Here is a 17,517-nt window from a genome sequence, read left to right as displayed (position 1 = left end):
GCGGGAAGGATAGAAATGGTAAGCGAAAGGATAGAAATGGTAAGCGAAAGGATAGAAATGGTAAGCGGGAAGGATAGAAATGGTAAGCGAAAGGATAGAATAATAAGGAAGCCTTTCCTTAGTTACTATAAGTTTTTTTATATTTGGCTGTAGTAACTATTTGTCTCTAGCTTATGAGCGCCCCGGCTACTCCTGAAACTACCATTCTGGAAATTCGGCAGCATAACGCCATCACGACGGCTCGCTACGAGATGAGTGCCTGCGAGATGGACATCGTCTTCTCGCTTTTATCGGTACTGCGCAAGGAAGACAGACCGGGCACTATCTACCGCATTCGAGTTAAAGAATTGGAACAGCTCACGGGCCGGGCTTGGAATTACCAGCGTCTACTGGAAGCAACTTCTAACCTGCGTAGCCGTGAATACCATATCGAGGATAACAAGCACGTACTACAGGTAGGTCTGCTGGCATCGGCACTATACATCAAGGGCGAGGGTATCATCGAGTTGGAAATATCTGAGCGTATGCGGCGCTACCTGATTGATCTAAAAAATAACTTCACGTCCTATCGGCTGCAATCGGTTTTCAGTCTGTCGAGCAAATACGCTAAGCGTATTTACCAGATTGCCGCTCAGTGGAAGGACATTGGTGAAACAAAGACCTTTACGCTGGACGAACTGAAGATTATGCTCTCGCTTAAGGACCCGAAAGGCTTAAAGTCGGAGCAATACGAAAAGATTTCCGCTCTGCAGAAGTACGTGCTCGATGTGGCCACTATCCAAATCAACGAGCACACCGACCTGCGCATTAACTACGAACTCATCAAGAAAGGGCGTGCCTTCCACAGCATCCGCTTTTTCGTGAATAGCCAGGTACCGCAGCAGCTTCCTATTCCTTTTGAGGACAGCGCCGAACAGGAAAAGCAGCGCCGGGCCCTACAGAGTCTGGAAGAGTTGGAGATTCAGGACCCTAAGCTCATTAGCCAGATTCTTGGGGACACCAAGAAGCTTAATGTCCTTTTCTCCTTTATCTACAAGCATAAAACTGGTAAGGTAAAAGCGGATAAGAACCCGGGCGGTCTCTTTTTGAAAATGGTCGGCTTGCGTTAAGCCGTACGCCAAGTCCTCGTGCGGCTACTGGCTGCTAGTAGATGGGTCGCACAACAGTAGGAACAGTAAATGAACTGTGTTCAAAACCAAGCACTCCCCTACGAATGGATGAATTGTTCTGGTTTATATACCCATTCAAAACCGGTAATGTGAAGGCCAGCCGCAATCCGGGCGGTTCACCTTAGCAGATTGCTACAGAACAAGAAACTACTTTTAAAAGAAATTGAGTAACACTATCAACATAGGTAACATCAATAACACTAGTAATAAATTCATAGTCGGCCGACTATGAATTTATACTGCATCCCCAAGTAATCAATATCTTATCGACATTATCATTGGTAGGTAATAGAACAGGGAGTTATTTGTATGCTTAGCTATGGCTCCGTAAAGTATAAGGCATAGCGCTGCTCAATTTGCTGCACTTCCTCCTCGGAAAATAAGGCAAACTCATTCTCGCGCGCCCTTTTAGAAAGTACCCCCTCCTGGCTCTGCCCGAGAAAGCGAATGAGCAGAGCGACCAATTTATCGGACATCTGAAACTGCTCGTCCAGCCACGACTTCATAGCATTGTACTGCTGCAGGTAGGCCACCTCCTGCGGGATGATATTGGTTAGTGTATAGGCGACGCAATCAAACAGGAATTCGGCCTGGGCAGTAGCATCAAAGTAGCGGTAATAGTCGCTCGTATCCGTGAGCACCGCTACGTTGTGGTCGGCAGTCTGGCTCCACGGAATAAACTCCAGCAGCGAGTGCGAGTGGCTTTCCAATACACGCCGGTAGTCCTCGAGATGCTCCAGAATGGCGGCCGATACCGGGAAGATAATTCCCTGGGCGTGAAGCGCATGCTAGCCAGCAAGTGATGCATGAGGTAGCGATGCAGCCGGCCGTTGCCGTCGACTAAAGGGTGAATGAATACAAACCCAAAAGCCACCTTGGCGGCCGTCAGCACCGGGTGAAAAGCTGAGGCCTCCAGGTACGTAGTCGTTTGCAACAGGCCCGTCATCAGGCTTTCCAGGTCTTGCCAGCGCGCAGAAATATGGTCCGGAATCGGCTCACCGGTCAGCCGGTCGTGCTCTCCCACAAAGCCACCCGCCGTGCGGTAGCCCATTTGGATAAAGCGACTGTTCTCGATGACAATCTGCTGCAGGCGCAGCAATTCCTGCGATCTTAGGGCGTGTTGGCCGGCCTGGCCAATGGCTCGCCCCCACCGTAGGGCCCGGGTGGAGGACGGCTGCTCCCCTTCGATGGTGAAGGAAGCCTTGGAATCCTTTAGCAGCAAAAAGGCCGATGTGCGCAATAGAATGTCCTTGCGTACGCCGCTGAGTACCGTCCTGGCCTGCTCCGCCAGATTCGTTACTAGGTACCGCTCTAGCTTGGGCGTTTTGCGGATGAGGGGGCAAAAGCCAACCGTGCCGGGCAAGTTGTTGCGGATACGGTGGCAGCTCGACGGCACCTCGCTGGTACTGGCATACTGCTGCTTATCGTTGACTAGCAGCACATAGTTGCCCTGTGGCAGATCTGGTACGGCCAGAGGGCGCTGCAGTAGCCATTCATAGAGAAACCACACCTTGCGGCTATACCGGCTGAGCGGTTCGCGCACAATCCAGCTTTCTATGGTGGCCGCTGGCAGCTGCTCGAACAGCTTCTTGAAAAACAGCAGGTCCAAGCCCTCGTACTTAAGGGCAAAGACCAGGTGAGCGTAGAGCGTATCTGCCGGCCGATGCCGGGGCGTCAGGACCAACCAGCTGGTCGTGGTGTACTGCCGGTGCTTTTCGCTAATCAGGGCTATGGTCTGCGGTGGGGGCACAGGCAGTTGCAGCGCCTCGATCAGAGCCGCGTAGCCTACCAGCGTGCCGGGCTCCGGCGTGGTACGCCCGTGAAAAACAGTTATTAATTGTGAAAAATGCTTATCAATGGCCACGCTTTATGAAAAGTGTTTCGCCGAATATCCGAAAATAATCTCGTTCACCCAGCCAGAGCAGACGAAGCGCAAGGGCCACGCTAGCCGCGCTGCAACAGCCGCTGCACGGACATGGGAAAGAAGGCCCTACCGCGGCGCGTGCGGTACCCCGACTCGTTCAACTCCCGGGCTATCTGTTGCAGCGTGTGCCCCTGCGCCTGCAACAAGGTCGCCAAGCGGGCCGCCTGGCGGTTGGCCTGGTGTTGACGGGCATTAGCCTGTTGCGTGGCCCGGCCGTGGGCTTGCGCAGCCGGCGTCAGGTTGGCGGGGGTACCGAGCACCGCCCCCCGGGCTTTTTTGGCCACCAGCGCGTCGCGGGTACGCTTGGAAATGGTTTCGCGCTCGTGCTGGGCAATGACGGCAAATAGGCCCACGGTGAGCGTATTGGCATCGGGCATGTCGCAGCAGACGAAGTCCACGCCGGAGTCACGCAAGGCGAAGATGAAACCGGCATTACGGGAGAGCCGGTCGAGCTTGGCAATGAGCAGCGTTGCACCCCGCTGACGCGCCTCAGCTATGGCGGCCTGCAGTTGTGGGCGTTGATTGCGCTTGCCGCTCTCCACTTCCACAAACTCGCCGATCAATTGTCCTGGTTGTGGGGCAAAAGCGTGCACGGCGTGGCGCTGCGCTTCCAGTCCCAACCCGGACTGGCCCTGCTTAAGCGTGGAGACGCGGTAATAGGGAACGTATTGCTTGTTGGTCGGAAGCATGAGGTAGAGAATAGACGCGTAAGATAGTTTATAACGTTCTACAAACGAACCTTTGCAGTATGTTATAACGCATAATCCGGAAAGTTTTCTACATACTGCACGGAAATACGACCTATATAGCCGCACCTCATTTAATGCAGCCTAGTATGAAACGAGTACTCTTAGCATTGCTATTGACTTGCTGCATTCTTGCTTTCTATTGTCAATCACCTTTTGGTGACAAAAAAATACCCCTGCAGGTCAACCATTGGTATCAGCTAAATAGTCCTGGCGACGAGATAACTGCTGGCACGGGGTTACAGCAGTTGACGGATGGCATACTGGACCAAGATGTTTTTATGGGTTGGGGCAAAGTGCTGACGACTTACAACTGCTACTATGAGTTCAAAGATCTCGCGGACGTTGCCATCACCGAAGTTCGCCTTTATGATGGGCAGGGCACATTCGCGGCGCAGCCCTGGCAACTGTACGCTAAAGCGTCCGCTACGGACCCCCAGGTGCTACTGGCCACGTTCACGGGAGAAGACTACCGACAATGGGTGGAGGTCACTTTGCCCGAGCCGGTACCGGCTCGGTACCTAGTGTTGCGTACGAGTGGAGGATTTCCCACAGAAATGGAGTTGTACGGGTCTTATCGCGCCGCCGCTCCCGCAGTATTGTTTCCAAAAAAAGAAATCAAGCTGGCGCACACTTTGGGGATTAATTCCTTCGTGTGGGAATTTGTGGAAGATCCGGAACGGGAGAAAGTATCGGAGCCTAAGCTGGCATTAATGCAGGCTTTCACGCAGTACCGCGACTACTTGGACTGGGAAAGAATTGAGACGGCGCCGGGTCAGTACGCATTTAATCCGACGGTATCTGGGGGCTGGAATTACGATTTGTTGTACCGGCGTCTGCAGCAGGAAGGCAAATTGATCCTACCCTGCCTGAAAACGCTGCCGCCCTGGTTTCTGGAACAGAATTACCCGGCTGCTCAACGTGATGCCGAAAATGTGCCGGCCGCATATACCGCCAACCTGCTGGCTCCGGCTTCCTACCTTCTGCAGGCTCGGCTGGCTTTTCAGTTTGCGGCGCGGTATGGGCACAACACTGCAGTGAACCCGGCACTACTGGACGGTGTGCTCACGGGTCCGGTGTACCCTACGGCGCCCGAAGCGGGCACCCGTACCCGGGAAAGGGGCCTGGGTTATATCAGCTACATTGAGTGTGACAACGAGCGCGACAAGTGGTGGAAAGGCCGCAAAGCCTACCAGACGGCCCGCGAATACGCCGCTAACTTGTCGGCCTTCTACGACGGGCACAAAAACACGTTGGGGCCGGGCGTGGGGGTGAAGAATGCAGATCCGACTTTTCAAGTCGTCATAGGGGGTACGGCTTCCGCCCAAACGGACTATATCCGGGGTATTATCGACTGGTGCAAAGAGTATAGGGGCTACAAGGCTGACGGCACGGTCGATTTATGCTTTGATGTTATCAACTACCATTATTATGCGACTGATGCCCAACTCTCACAAGGGGGCACCCCGACACGCGGCGCGGCGCCGGAACTATCGGGTGCGGCCGCTGTCGCTGACGCGTTCGTGACCATCGGCCGTGAATATAATGTTGACGTCTGGCTGACAGAAGCGGGCTACGACGTCAACCCCGGTAGTCCGTTACGAGCGCCTGTTATTGGCCGTAAAACGCCGGTGCAGGTGCAGGTCGATTGGATTCTGCGCACTGCGCTCCTGTACGCCCGCCACGGCATCAGCCGGCTGTTCTTTTACCAGACCTACAACCTAAATCCGGCCAGCAGCACCCAGTTTGCCTCCTCGGGATTACTGGACGGCGTGACCCACCGACGCAAGCCTGCAGCCGACTACCTATACCAGGCCCAAAAACTATTGGGCGACTTTACGTACCAGGAAACCATCAGTACCGAGCCACTAGTGGACCGCTACGAACGGAACGGCCAGTCCATGTACGCCTTAGTACTACCCTCGGAAACAGGTCGCACGGCCTCTTACATCCTGCCTACTGGCCGTCACGGTCTCGCTAAGGTTTATACGCCGCGCATGGGTCAGGATTCTATGGCAGTGCAAGTGGTCAGCAGCAGCACCGGGCAGTTAAACCTTACGGTGGGCGAAACCCCCATTTTTGTCGTGCCGGCTACAGGGGCAGTATTGGCAGGTTCCAAGTAAAACAGAATGTCCGCCGCCCTGAGTGTACATCCGAATCCGGTTACGCAACAAGCAATCATAGCCTTCACGCTCTCGCAGGTGGAAGTGGCGACAGTGACCCTATACGATGTGCAAGGCCGCCGCGCCCAGCAACTGTTTGCTGGCCCGGTAGCGGGCGGCGTGCCGCAACGGCTGTCACTGGTCACTAATACCTTAGCTGCAGGCATATACTCAGTGCAGTTGAGTACGCAGACGCAACGCCTGGTGCAGCGGATTGTGGTTGCCAAGTAAGGGCCATTGCGTTTATAATGTTCCCAACTACGTCAGTAGCCAGTGGGCTTGCCCACTGGCTTTTGGATGGCCTAGTGGGCGATGGTCATACACTCATAGCGCGTACAGTCGCCCGCTACGAGACGTGTTCTACGAGCAGTTTCTCAACCTGGACATACTGAGCAGCTTTGCGTGGGGCAGCAGGCGCAAAGACATTCTAATGGCGGTAGGTCGTGCATAGATACCTAGCTTTTCCCTTCTTACACAGGGTTGAGTTGCTATACTTGCCGCAAAGCAACGGTGTCTGGATCATGCTGCCTACCCCCTCCTTTATACCACTATGTTTTTTATTATGAATATATTTTGTTGCATAATTCATATAACATTGTAATGTTAACTTTAACTATGAGGATTAAGTCGTTAATTTGAATTAACGAAATACTTCTAAAATATATGTTAATTCAAATTAACCTGTATAACAATAGGCGAATTCGTAATATGCAGTGCATTATTTTGTAAATATTACTTTTGTACTGTAGACACAAATTATTTATTTTAAGCAATGATTGTACTGTCCTGTCAGTCACAATTCAAAGATTTAAATCTAGGCTATTTCTCCTGTTTTCGCACTTACTATTTTTTCATGGGTAAGCTCTACCACTGCTTGTTTCTGCTGATTTTTCTGGCGGGCTTTTTTAGAATAATAGCCACACAAGGCCAGTCATCATCTGCTCAGCCGGTAATTAGAGTAGGTATCACAGCTATTACTCCCAGCGCTAATACGGGTCACAACTACTCACCTTGGTTGAACGATGACTTAGATCACCTGGTACAAAACGTATGGACACCTGGGAGTTTCATTTACAGTGATGTCACGCTGAAACTAGCCAGCCGCACGAATATCACCCGTCTTTCATTATATGACTGGCAGGGAGTATTTACGGATGCGCCCGCTTATATCTACGCACTCAATGGCACCAAACGAACTCTACTGGGAATATTTACGGGAGAAACATATCTGAACTGGGTAGATATTTCAATGAATACCCCGGTTACCGCAGATGCTATTGTTGTCCACAAATACAGTAATAATATTCCGCAGAAGATAAAGGTTTTTGGTATCGCCACAGCTATTGTTACCCCACTGGCGCAAGCAATCATCAGCTTTCCGGTTTTGCCGAAGAAAACAGTGGGCGACGCGCCGTTTGACTTAGCAGCCATTAGCAACAACACCGCTACTGCTATTACCTACACCTCTTCCAATCCGGCAGTTGCTTCTATTACTAATACTACCGGCCGCTGGCAAGCAATGGTGCACACGGCCGGTACCACTACGATTACAGCCTTGCAGACCGGTAATTCCGCTTATTTAGCGGCAGCCAATGTAGCCCAGTCGCTGACGGTGCAAGCCATCCCCCCGGTTGGTACCGGAACGTTAGCTGGCAAGATTCCGATTGACCCGCAACGGTGGTACCAGCTGACTAACGCACCGGATAAGATTCAGATGCTCTTTGACGGAGTCACCAATACAAATGTTGAGAACGGATGGGGTAGGATTATCGGCACCTACGACTCCTACTATCCCCTGCAGCCCGGTGAAACCTTTGCCATCGAGAGTATCAAGTTTTTTGATGGGTGGGGCAGCAACGTCAACGCGCCCATGACCTTGTCCATTATTACCGACTCGTGGCAGCGTATTCCCATTGCCACTTTCACTGGAGAGCACTATGGGTGGGTAGGGCCTTATCCAAACCGGCCCGCGACGTTCAGGCTGGATAACACCATCCGAAATGCGCGCTATTTAGTTATTACCTCGTCGTGGGCTTTTCCTACCGAGATGGAGCTGTATGGCTCTTACACTATGCCTACGCCGGTCGTAGTGCCTTCTGCCGGTACGCTGGCCGCCCAGAAGCAGATTAAGCTGAAGCAGTCTTTTGGAGTGAATGCCTTTGAGTGGGATTTGAAAGCGCCTAACAATCCGGCGCAGGTTGACCCTGTCCGACTGGCGGCCATGAAGAACTTCGCTGGCATCCGCCATTATCTCGACTGGGAAAAGCTGGAGTCAACGCAGGGCGTTTACACTTTCAACCCGACTCCGAGCGGCGGGTGGAACTTCGACAACATGTATAGCCGGTTGAAGCAGGAAGGAGTTGAAGTATTGGCTTGTATAAAAACATTGCCAGGCTGGCTGCAGACAACGTACCCAGCAAATGAAAGAGACTCGGAAAACATTCCGGTACGGTACGGCCGGGATGTCACGCTGCCCTCTTCCTATATTGAGCAGGCGAAGGTAGCTTTCCAGTTTGCCGCTCGCTACGGCAGAAATCGGTCGGTAAATCCGGCGCTGCTTAGTGGGGTGCTGACTGGCGTGGTGTATCCCACTGACCCCAGCGCCGGCACCAGGACTCGCGAAATTGGCCTGGACTTAATCAACTACATTGAGTGCGACAACGAACGGGACAAGTGGTGGAAAGGCCGCAAAGCCTACCAGACTCCCTACGAGTACGCCGCTAACCTGTCGGCTTTCTACGACGGCCACAAAAACACGATGGGTCCCGGCGTCGGCGTCAAAAATGCCGATCCGACGATGCAGGTAGTGATGGGAGGCTTGGCTGCACCAACTCCCGACTACGTGAAGGGTATGGTGGACTGGTGCCGGCAAAACCGGGGCTATAAGCCTAACGGCAACGTGAACTTGTGTTGGGATATCATCAACTATCACCAGTACTCCAACGATGCAGGCTCTTCGCAGGGTGGTAACTCTACGCGGGGTGCGGCCCCCGAAGTATCCGATGCCGGGCGGGTAGCGAAAGCCTTTGTGCTGATGGCGCATCAGTATGCCGCCGACATGCCCGTCTGGATTACGGAAACCGGATACGACCTGAACCAAGGCAGCCCCTTGAAAGCTGTTGCCGTGGGCAACCGGTCGGTGCTGGAAACCCAGGCTGACTGGACTTTACGCACGGCGCTGGCTTATGCCCGCTGGGGCGTAGAACGTGTGTTCCTGTACCAGCTGTATGACGACAATCCTCAGAATCCGATTCAGTTTGGCTCAATGGGGCTGATAAACTCAGACATGACGCCCCGGCCGGCTGCCCAGTTTCTCAACCAGGCGAATACACTCATCGGCGCTTACACTTTCAAACAAACCCTTAACGATGATCCTATCGTCGACCGCTACGAGTTGAATGGGCAATCGGCTTATATGCTGGTTGTACCGGATGAGCGTGGGCGTAGAGAGCAGTATACGTTGAACCTGGGTAGCGCAGCTTACGCGGATGTCTATCGACCCACCATCGGAAGTCAGACGATGGCCGTACAGCGCGTGACACTACAAAACGGCAGGTTGACGATGCAAGTCACGGAAACGCCGGTATTTGTGCTAGCCGTGACAAGCACATCGTCGCCTGTTGGCTGTTCGGCTACGGGCACTATTTTGCGGGAAGAGTGGAGCAATATTGAGGGTTGGCAGGTGGCTACTATTCCGACTCAGTTGGCCCCTACCAGCACCAGCCAGCTCACCCAGTTCGAAAGCCTGCGCAACACGGGCGACAACTACGGCGCTCGTGTTCGGGGATACCTCTGCCCACCCCAAACCGGCACGTACACTTTCTGGGTGGCCGGCGACGATCATTGTGAATTATGGCTGAGTACTGATGATGATCCGACAAATAAGGTCCGGATTGCAAGTGTGCCCGGCTATACGGCTTGGCGAGAGTGGAACAAATACTCCAACCAACAATCAGCTTCTGTCCACCTGATAGCAGGTCGTCGCTATTACATTGAAGCACTGCAGAAAGAGCAAGGCGGAGAAGACCACGTAGCAGTTGCCTGGCAGCTTCCCAACGGCACCTTAGAGGCTCCAATTCCAGGCAGCCGACTGTCGCCGTTTGTAGCTACGGCAGCACGCGCCAGCACTCCCTCTACTCTCTCAAACAGCATGGCCAAAATAGCCTTAGGCATCTCAGGGTCAGCAGGGAATAAGGAGATAGAACTGACGGCTTCTCCCAATCCATTCAACAACGAATGCTACGTTCAACTAAAACTGACTCAAGCAAACCGGGTTGCCTTAACGGTTTATGACGTACAGGGCCGACTGGTGCAAGAACTGTTCTCAGGAAATCTTGAAGCTGATGATAACCGGAAATTTGTGTTAAAAGCCGGTAATCTACCAGCAGGTGTGTACAGTATCAAGCTGACGACAAGCACTGAAGTAGTTCATAAGCGTGTGGTCTTAAATAAATAAACAACCCACTCTACCTTTACAGTTGCTCTGAGATTCTGGATAAATTATATCCAGAATCTCAGAGCAATTTTTATTATATTTTTGCATACAAGACGCTCAAACCACACACAATAAGCCACAAGTAAACCTTCAACATGAAAGTAGCCCATCTAATAATGGCTTACAAAGAGCCCAAGCAGATTGAAAGACTTATTCAAAAAATGTCTCATAAAGGGAGCACTTTTTATATTCACGTAGACAAGAAAATTGACAGCAGGCCGTTCGCTTACTTAGGAAAGCTTGAAAATACCAAGCTTACGCAAACGAAGTTACTGGTCAACTGGGCTGGCTATAGCTTTACTAATGCTATCCTACAATGCATTAAAGAGATTTTTGAAACCGGAAATGAGTACGATTTTATCAATGTAATGAGTGGGCAAGATTATCCAATCAAATCTAACGAATACATCTATAAATTTTTTAGCAATAATATCGGGAAATCGTTTTTATCATATGAAGCCTACGGTTCACAATGGTGGAAGAGCGCTAAGCACAGAGTAGAAAAGTATCATCTGACAGATTTCGTATTCAAAGGCCATTACCGCATCCAACAGTTCATTAATTTCCTGATGCCTAAAAGAAAATTTCCGCTATCCTATACTTTATACGGCGGAAATTGTGCAACCTGGTGGACTATAAGTAAAAAGTGCGCGGAATACATTGTAGATTTTATTGAAAAAAATCCTGGAATAAAAAGGTTTGCGCAGTTCACCTGGGCTCCAGATGAATATCTAATTCCTACAATTATTATCAATTCTCATTTGAAAGATACTGTGGTAAACAATAACCTGCGTTACATCGACTGGTCATTGGGCGGAGCAAATCCAAAGATTTTGCTCGACAATGACCTGCAAAGCCTGGAGCATTCAGATAAACTCTTTGCCAGAAAGTTCGATATGGAGCGTAGCGCAGCTTTGCTTAACCAAATAGATGAGGTAATAATTAGGAAAGTTTAGATAGAATGGCCAATTAATTACGGTTAACAGTTGGAAATCTACTCCAAATAGGAAACCAAGTGCCAGCCAGATAATGGGGTGGTCCAGTAAAAACGGACAGTGCGCTAAGATAAGTTGATTTGGAGGTCGTGTTCGAATTGGTGAGGCGAGCGGTAGCCGAGGGCGGAGTGGCGGCGGTCGAGGTTGAAGTAGGTGTCGAGGTAGTAGGCGACCTCCAGTCGGGCTTCTTCCAGGCTAGTAAAGGTGCCGCCGCGGGGCAGCAGTTCGGTTTTGAGTGTGCTCCACCCGGCCTCGGCTCGGGCGTTATCATAGGGCTATAGCTAGCCAGTGCGTGGGCTTTTTCGATGCGCGTCTGGCACGCCGAGCTGGTATATTGACTACCACAGTCGGCATGAATAATGAGGCCCGGAGCCGGTTGGCGCAGTGTTAGGGCCTGCTCCAGGGCCGTGAGCACCAACTCAGTGGGCATGTGCTGGTCGAGGTGCCAGCCCACTACGCGCCGCGAGTAGGTATCGCGCCACGTGGCCAGATAACACCAGCGCCCACCAGCCAGGGGCAGGTAAGTAATATCGCCGACCCACACTTGATTCGGGGCCATGGGCGCTGGCTGGCCCAGGAGCAGGTTTTTAGCCACGACCTCCGCGGGGTCGGCCACGGTGGTACGCGGGCGTTGCGGCCGCGTGCTTAGTGCTCGTAAGCCACTGCGACGCAGCCAACTGCGCAACGCATAGCGCCCGACCGCGTGCCCTTCGGCGCGCAATTCGGCCCGCAAGCGGCGGGTGCCATAGCGCTGGGCATGGCGGGAAAAGGCGGCGGTGGCCGCCGGCTCCCAGTCGGGTGTTGGGCGCTGCTCGGCTCCGCCACTGATAATAGCCCGCGGCACTGACCTGTAGCACGCGGCAGAGCACCTGCACCGGCTCGGTAGTCGCCACCTGTTCGATAAAGTGGTAACGGCTCATAGTTGAGGCGGTTGCGCAAAGATGGTCACGGCTTTTTTAAAATATCGCGCTATTGCTCCACGCGCTTGAGCTCCGCGCGCAGGCGCTTTATCTCGTCGCGCTCCGCGCTACTAGGCACAGCTTCGACTAACGCCTGGCGCTGCCAGCGCCCCAGCAGCGCGGGCGACAGACCCTGGGCCCGGGCCACGTCGGTTTGCCGAGCGCCAGCGGCTACTTGGCGCACGCACTCGGCTTTGAAAGCGGGCGTATATTTTTTGCGGGTCAGCAGCGGGCCGCTGGAAATCATTTTGATCGACATAGGCACTGGAAGGTAAGACTTGCCACTGTCTGTTTTCACTAGACCACCTCATAAATTGATTGAAGCCAAATCAGTTATCTAAGCAGAAGTTCATTTCAAGCCGGCAGAATACGACGACATTTACTGATAAACTCTCATTTATTGACAGCTTACCAACCAGACACACTCGACTATACTTATCGCGAAGTAATTTGCGAAAAAATTGGCCTAAAAGTACTAGACTTGCTCCATGCACGTAGCCCTGACCGACGCCTAACGCCAGCGCTTGCGCCAACTGCAACGCCAGCGCCGTGATGACGTGGGCTACGTCAAGGTGACCGTGTTGCTGCTGCTCGACAAGGACCGCTCGCCGGCCAGCGTGGCCGAGGACCTGGGCCTGGACCAAGCCACGGTGTACCGCTACGCGGCCGCCTTCGCGGCATTGGGCCTAGACAAGTATCTGTACCACGAGCAGCCTGGCTACTGGGGCCTCCTCACCAGCGCCTAGCTCGCGCACCTGTGCCAGCAGCTCAACCAGACCCTGTACACGGACTGTGCCGCGCTGCTGGCGTGGGTCGAACACACCTTTCAGGTCACGTTTTCCCGCTCCGGGCTGACGGACTTGCTGCACCGGCTGGGCTTCTGCTACAAGCTGACCACGCCCGTGCCGTGCCATGCCAACGCGGCAGCGCAAACCGCCTTTATAGCGCAATTGGCGGGGCTGAAAGCCAAAGTGGAGGCCGGTGGGGCCGTCCTGTATTACGCCGACGCAGCTCACCCCACCCACAACACGCGCTGCACCCGCGCTTGGTGCCAGGTCGGCCACAAGCGGCCGTTGCTCACCGTCAGCGGCCGCGAGCGGGTAAATCTGAACGCGGCCGTGAATGCCTACCAGCCCACGCAGGTGCTGCTGGATGAAACCAGCCGGGTGGATGCGCAGAGCACGCGCCGCCTGTATGAACAGTTGCTGACGGCGCATCCGGTGGGCACCATCTACGTGGTCTGCGACAATGCCCGCTACTACAAAAACAAGGACCTGACGGCCTGGCTGCACGGCACCCGAATCGTGCAGGTCTTTCTGCCGCCCTACTCGCCCAATCTGAACCTGATCGAGCGCCTGTGGAAGTACCTGCGCCAGAAGATCATCAACACCTGCTTCTACCGCACCAAGGGTGAATTCCGGCAGGCCGTGCTGCACTTCTTCACTCGACTCCCCGAGTTCGAGCACGACCTCGTGTCCTTACTGACCCGAAAATATCACATCCTCGATTCGCGTAGCACTTCGTGATGAGTATAAATTACAGAATTGCATCTAAAAGTCAGCTATTCTGTGGGATTGGAAGTCACCAACACACGCTTGGTCGCTTCTAAATACTGCCTATTCCATCTTTGGCAGGGCTCCAAATGATTACCTTCGGCCCATTCATTCCAAGCGTTAATAAAAATAAAGTTTTCTTCCTTAGAGAAAGGCTTAAATGTTTTCACAATGTGAGCTAGCCAACGTTCGTAGATCGAAGGAGTTGAACCATGCATTATAAAAGCTCCTTTTTTGCGTCGTGCGCTATTGTCCCAACTAGGCATTATACATGGATACCTTTTGTAAGTGGGTATCGGTTGTTGCATAGCGTTTCTTACATGTTCTTTATAAGAGAATACATCATCGTTAAGAAAAGGCGCTTTCGTTATTTCTAGTTTATTCATTATTTTACGAAATAACCCAACCTCATACTTCTTAGGAATTGATGAGCCATCTGGCTCAAATTGCATAGTAGCATCGAATCCTTGTAGATCAGCAGTTTTATCCTGAACGAATCGTTCTATTTTAATCAAGTATAATTCCCCTACACCAAGGCGCTTTGCTTCCACACGCCATGTGGTAAGAGTGCGTGAAATATCAGGAAATAAATCTGCTCTGTAAATAATAAATACCGGCTTTCCATCCACCCTAATGTAGCGAGGATCAGCGAAAGCCGTTGCTAAATACTGAATATGTGCTACATCATCTGCTTCAGAGTAATCCTGTTTAAGTAATAATTCTTCGTCTTGACCATCCCAACGCCTAGTCCAGTTTTCGTTGGCCCAGCATAAGCAAAAGGGAAAATCCGGACTACCTGAAGACAATACTTCTTCGAAAGGCTGATCTAAGACTCTGCGGCCATTAAACCAGTAATGGTAATAACAAAACCCATGAATGCCATACGCCTTCGCCAACTCTGCCTGTGCCTGTCTGGCTTGAGGAAGCCGTAAATCATAAAAGCCTAAATCAGCTGGTAGTTGCGGCTGGTAGTGGCCTGGAAAGCGGGGTAAGGCCTTGGTTACATTAGTCCATTCTGTAAAGCCTGTTCCCCACCACTCATCGTTTTCAGAGATAGGATGAAATTGAGGAAGGTAAATAGCTAAAGCGCGAAGAGATGACATTTACGGTTTTGTTTAAGGTTAATAAAATAAGAGCACATACTTTAACGGAGAATGCCATCAAATAAAACTAAAAAATTATTACATATAATAAATTAACACTTATGATAAATCAGCTTTTAATTAGAAAGTTTAATTATTTTATTCTTCCTGAAACTTTATAAAAACCATAAGATAAAATCTTTCTCCATATATTTTTCTTGAAGTTTTTATCCAATTTTCCAAGGAGATAGAACAACTCACGGTGACGACTGAATGGTATTTTATACCTCAGGTTGAAGAGGCAGTGAATCCAATAGTCAACACACTCATCTAACTTTTTTTGAAAAAGAGCAGCAGCTGGTGTGCCATATTTACGAATGACAACTAACAAGCGTAGAATTTCAACTAATGCTAAACCTTGCTTGACCTTTGTACTTCGAACGTTGTTATCATGAAAGCGAAAGTAATTGAGCGGCTCCGCCACAAAAGCAACCCTGGAAATTGCCATAATACTAGTCCAATATAACCAATCACCAACTAGTCTCCAGCTGCCATCAGGTAAGGCTACTTGTTCTATAGTGGCCCGACGTAGTACGACAGCGCTAGCGTTGGGAATAATATTACTGTACGACATGAACTTAGTAATTAATGTACTTCCATCTAAAACAAAATCTTTGCTCCAGAGAGTAGCATCCATTTGCTTGTAAAATTCTGGGTTTCGTTCTATGGTTTTTTTATCTTGATAAACATACCAGGAATCAGCGTATACCAGACCAACAGTAGGATCCGTTTCTAAACGAGATACTAGTTTTTCGAGAAACGTCGGGTCAGCATAGTCATCACTTTCAGCAATCCAAATATACTTGCCGTTTGTCAGAGATAACCCTTTACTCCATTGTTTAAAAGTACTACCACTATTTTCCGTATTGAACACTGAAGAAATGCGGGAATCTTTAAGAACATAGGATTCAATAATTGAACGACTGTTATCTAATGAATAGTCGTCGAGAATTAAAATTTCAAAGTGAGGATATGTTTGCTGCAATACACTTTCAATGCGCTGAGGCAAATAGTTCGCATGGTTATAATTAGGGATTATAACAGATACCTTGGCCTCTTCAATGCCTTCTATATATTTTATCATGAGAATTTATCGGTCAAAAAAACTAAGCTTTTGCATTTTTATTTTAAAGCGTAAAGCTATCGAATATTAAGAGGCAATGACATAGCACTCGGGCACCAATCAAGTATTCGGAACTGATCTAAAAAAATTAAGCCCTTGGTTGATCAAGGCTTTCCCTTCTAAGAAACCCACTTCTACAATGTTTATTATTGACATATTTGTATACTCTCTTATCTGAACGTACCCATAAGTAGCTCCAGCGGCTACAGTGGCTATACTCGCTAGTGCTACTCCGTAGATACTATCAGTTACATATAATCCTATAAAGTCAAAAACCACGTTCACTATAAGCATAATAAATACTTTTATCAAATTAATTTTTGGCCTATTGATAATATCTAAAGCAATGCCTGAAAACCGATCAATCGGAAAAAATAGACTTAATGTGATTGATATACGCAACAAATTAGCAGCCTCAGTATTTAAGTATTTTTCTCCACCTAACAAATAGATTGGAATCTCGGCCAGTAAAACAACGCATCCAATAATTGGAATCATGGCCCACGACAATGTTCCTATATATTTTTTGAGCAAGGAAGAAAAGCTATGTTCATCGCCTTGGTTGTATGCATTAGAAAGTGCTGGAATTGCAGTTGCTACTGAACTACCAATTAATAAATGAACAACCATCATGAATCGTTGCGCTAGGTTATAAACAGCAAGCGCAGCGGGCCCTATCATATAGTTTATGATTAACACATCTGTGTTACCCAACAATGTAGCACCAATTTGACTACTAACACTATATTTACCAAAATGAGCTAACTCCTTGATACAACTTAATGTTTTATATTTTACATCATTGACTCTAGTCCATCCTTTTACTACCGTTGCTATACTCGTAATCGTTGCGGCAAATAAATTACTGTATATTAAATTATCAACGTTTACTTTATCAAATGCAAGGAGCAAAAGTAGACCAATCACGGAGAGACCCAGCTGCAGTATTCTAACGTAAAGTAATTTATCAAAGTATTGTTCCGCTTGTAAAATTGAGGTAGCTACGAAAGAAGGCAGCATGAGTAGAAGCGTGACACCTGCCCACCTAACAAATAAGTTCATCCCTTCGTTTTCAAGCGTACCAAAAATCAGAATGGCACAGATGCTCAAAATCATCATCACTAATGTAATAACCAGGCTAATTACCCAACTAGAACCTATCACTTCGGCGGCTCGCTTTGGTAAATATAGTGTTAGTAGTCAAATTGGTGCTACATTGTTGGGTAACACAGATGTGTTAATCATAAAC

Annotated in this window: 15 protein-coding genes; 7 read left to right on the top strand and 8 right to left on the bottom strand. The window is 50.0% G+C overall.

The genetic code is table 11. The annotated features are described in order from the left end of the window. Positions 1–173: 173 nt before the first annotated feature. Positions 174–1,109 (top strand): replication initiation protein, encoded by a 936-nt coding sequence (locus J4D97_RS21625; protein WP_208309401.1) that lies wholly within the window; start codon positions 174–176, stop codon positions 1,107–1,109. A 377-nt stretch (positions 1,110–1,486) separates the two neighbouring features. On the opposite strand, the gene J4D97_RS23660 is transcribed toward J4D97_RS21625, so the two are convergent. From J4D97_RS23660 to J4D97_RS21615, 3 genes are all read right to left on the bottom strand, one after another. Next, positions 1,487–1,879, bottom strand: a complete 393-nt coding sequence (locus tag J4D97_RS23660) for a hypothetical protein (RefSeq protein WP_243900453.1) — start codon at positions 1,877–1,879, stop codon at positions 1,487–1,489. After that, a complete protein-coding gene (locus J4D97_RS23935) occupies positions 1,813–3,033 on the bottom strand; it encodes a Fic family protein (RefSeq protein WP_347879378.1) in 1,221 nt (406 codons plus the stop codon). The genes J4D97_RS23660 and J4D97_RS23935 overlap by 67 nt, the downstream gene beginning before the upstream one ends. An 80-nt stretch (positions 3,034–3,113) precedes the next feature. Then, a complete protein-coding gene (locus J4D97_RS21615) occupies positions 3,114–3,782 on the bottom strand; it encodes a recombinase family protein (RefSeq protein ID WP_208309400.1) in 669 nt (222 codons plus the stop codon). A gap of 338 nt (positions 3,783–4,120) precedes the next feature. On the opposite strand from J4D97_RS21615, the gene J4D97_RS21610 reads away from it, so the two are divergent. The 4 genes from J4D97_RS21610 (at position 4,121) to J4D97_RS21595 (ending at position 11,452) form a co-directional block, all read left to right on the top strand. Beyond that, positions 4,121–5,962: a hypothetical protein gene (locus tag J4D97_RS21610; RefSeq protein ID WP_208309399.1), complete on the top strand. Its 1,842-nt coding sequence runs from the start codon at positions 4,121–4,123 to the stop codon at positions 5,960–5,962. Between the two features lie 6 nt (positions 5,963–5,968). Beyond that, positions 5,969–6,232: a T9SS type A sorting domain-containing protein gene (locus J4D97_RS21605; protein ID WP_208309398.1), complete on the top strand. Its 264-nt coding sequence runs from the start codon at positions 5,969–5,971 to the stop codon at positions 6,230–6,232. A gap of 541 nt (positions 6,233–6,773) precedes the next feature. Then, complete coding sequence (locus J4D97_RS21600) at positions 6,774–10,457, top strand: PA14 domain-containing protein (protein WP_208309397.1); 3,684 nt, start codon at positions 6,774–6,776, stop codon at positions 10,455–10,457. 134 nt (positions 10,458–10,591) lie between these two features. Further along, positions 10,592–11,452, top strand: coding sequence for a beta-1,6-N-acetylglucosaminyltransferase (locus J4D97_RS21595; RefSeq protein ID WP_208309396.1), 861 nt, complete (start codon positions 10,592–10,594; stop codon positions 11,450–11,452). Between the two features lie 13 nt (positions 11,453–11,465). Here the strand turns inward: J4D97_RS21595 and J4D97_RS21590 are convergent, their stop codons facing one another. Continuing rightward, entirely contained in the window at positions 11,466–12,335 is an 870-nt protein-coding gene (locus J4D97_RS21590) for an IS3 family transposase (protein ID WP_208309395.1), read from the bottom strand. 125 nt (positions 12,336–12,460) lie between these two features. Then, positions 12,461–12,709: a transposase gene (locus J4D97_RS21585; protein ID WP_208309394.1), complete on the bottom strand. Its 249-nt coding sequence runs from the start codon at positions 12,707–12,709 to the stop codon at positions 12,461–12,463. 265 nt (positions 12,710–12,974) lie between these two features. Here J4D97_RS21585 and J4D97_RS21580 point away from each other — a divergent pair, with 265 nt between their 5' ends. Then, positions 12,975–13,196, top strand: coding sequence for a helix-turn-helix domain-containing protein (locus J4D97_RS21580; protein WP_208309393.1), 222 nt, complete (start codon positions 12,975–12,977; stop codon positions 13,194–13,196). 9 nt (positions 13,197–13,205) lie between these two features. Then, positions 13,206–13,976 carry an IS630 family transposase gene (locus J4D97_RS21575; RefSeq protein WP_208309413.1) on the top strand — a complete coding sequence of 257 codons (771 nt, stop codon included), beginning with the start codon at positions 13,206–13,208 and terminating at the stop codon, positions 13,974–13,976. A gap of 35 nt (positions 13,977–14,011) precedes the next feature. Here J4D97_RS21575 and J4D97_RS21570 read toward each other — a convergent pair whose 3' ends face one another. The 3 genes from J4D97_RS21570 to J4D97_RS21560 form a co-directional block, all read right to left on the bottom strand. After that, positions 14,012–15,106 carry a glycoside hydrolase family 99-like domain-containing protein gene (locus tag J4D97_RS21570; RefSeq protein WP_208309392.1) on the bottom strand — a complete coding sequence of 365 codons (1,095 nt, stop codon included), beginning with the start codon at positions 15,104–15,106 and terminating at the stop codon, positions 14,012–14,014. 133 nt (positions 15,107–15,239) lie between these two features. After that, entirely contained in the window at positions 15,240–16,229 is a 990-nt protein-coding gene (locus J4D97_RS21565; protein ID WP_208309391.1) for a glycosyltransferase, read from the bottom strand. Positions 16,230–16,328: 99 nt separating this feature from the next. Continuing rightward, entirely contained in the window at positions 16,329–17,432 is a 1,104-nt protein-coding gene (locus J4D97_RS21560) for an oligosaccharide flippase family protein (RefSeq protein ID WP_347879377.1), read from the bottom strand. Positions 17,433–17,517: the final 85 nt, after the last annotated feature.

Source organism: Hymenobacter defluvii (genome assembly GCF_017589435.1).
Taxonomy (GTDB): Bacteria; Bacteroidota; Bacteroidia; order Cytophagales; family Hymenobacteraceae; genus Hymenobacter; species Hymenobacter profundi.
Note: the sequence above shows the minus strand (reverse complement) of the source record. Positions and strands in the feature narration are given on the sequence as shown.

Excerpts from the sequence above, each read along its gene's own strand:
- J4D97_RS21625 (WP_208309401.1), top strand. The coding sequence starts at position 174 with ATGAGCGCCCCGGCTACTCCTGAAACTACCATTCTGGAAATTCGGCAG.
- J4D97_RS21615 (WP_208309400.1), bottom strand. The coding sequence starts at position 3,782 with ATGCTTCCGACCAACAAGCAATACGTTCCCTATTACCGCGTCTCCACG.
- J4D97_RS21610 (WP_208309399.1), top strand. The coding sequence starts at position 4,121 with ATGGGTTGGGGCAAAGTGCTGACGACTTACAACTGCTACTATGAGTTC.
- J4D97_RS21605 (WP_208309398.1), top strand. The coding sequence starts at position 5,969 with ATGTCCGCCGCCCTGAGTGTACATCCGAATCCGGTTACGCAACAAGCA.
- J4D97_RS21600 (WP_208309397.1), top strand. The coding sequence starts at position 6,774 with ATGATTGTACTGTCCTGTCAGTCACAATTCAAAGATTTAAATCTAGGC.
- J4D97_RS21595 (WP_208309396.1), top strand. The coding sequence starts at position 10,592 with ATGAAAGTAGCCCATCTAATAATGGCTTACAAAGAGCCCAAGCAGATT.
- J4D97_RS21585 (WP_208309394.1), bottom strand. The coding sequence starts at position 12,709 with ATGTCGATCAAAATGATTTCCAGCGGCCCGCTGCTGACCCGCAAAAAA.
- J4D97_RS21570 (WP_208309392.1), bottom strand. The coding sequence starts at position 15,106 with ATGTCATCTCTTCGCGCTTTAGCTATTTACCTTCCTCAATTTCATCCT.
- J4D97_RS21565 (WP_208309391.1), bottom strand. The coding sequence starts at position 16,229 with ATGATAAAATATATAGAAGGCATTGAAGAGGCCAAGGTATCTGTTATA.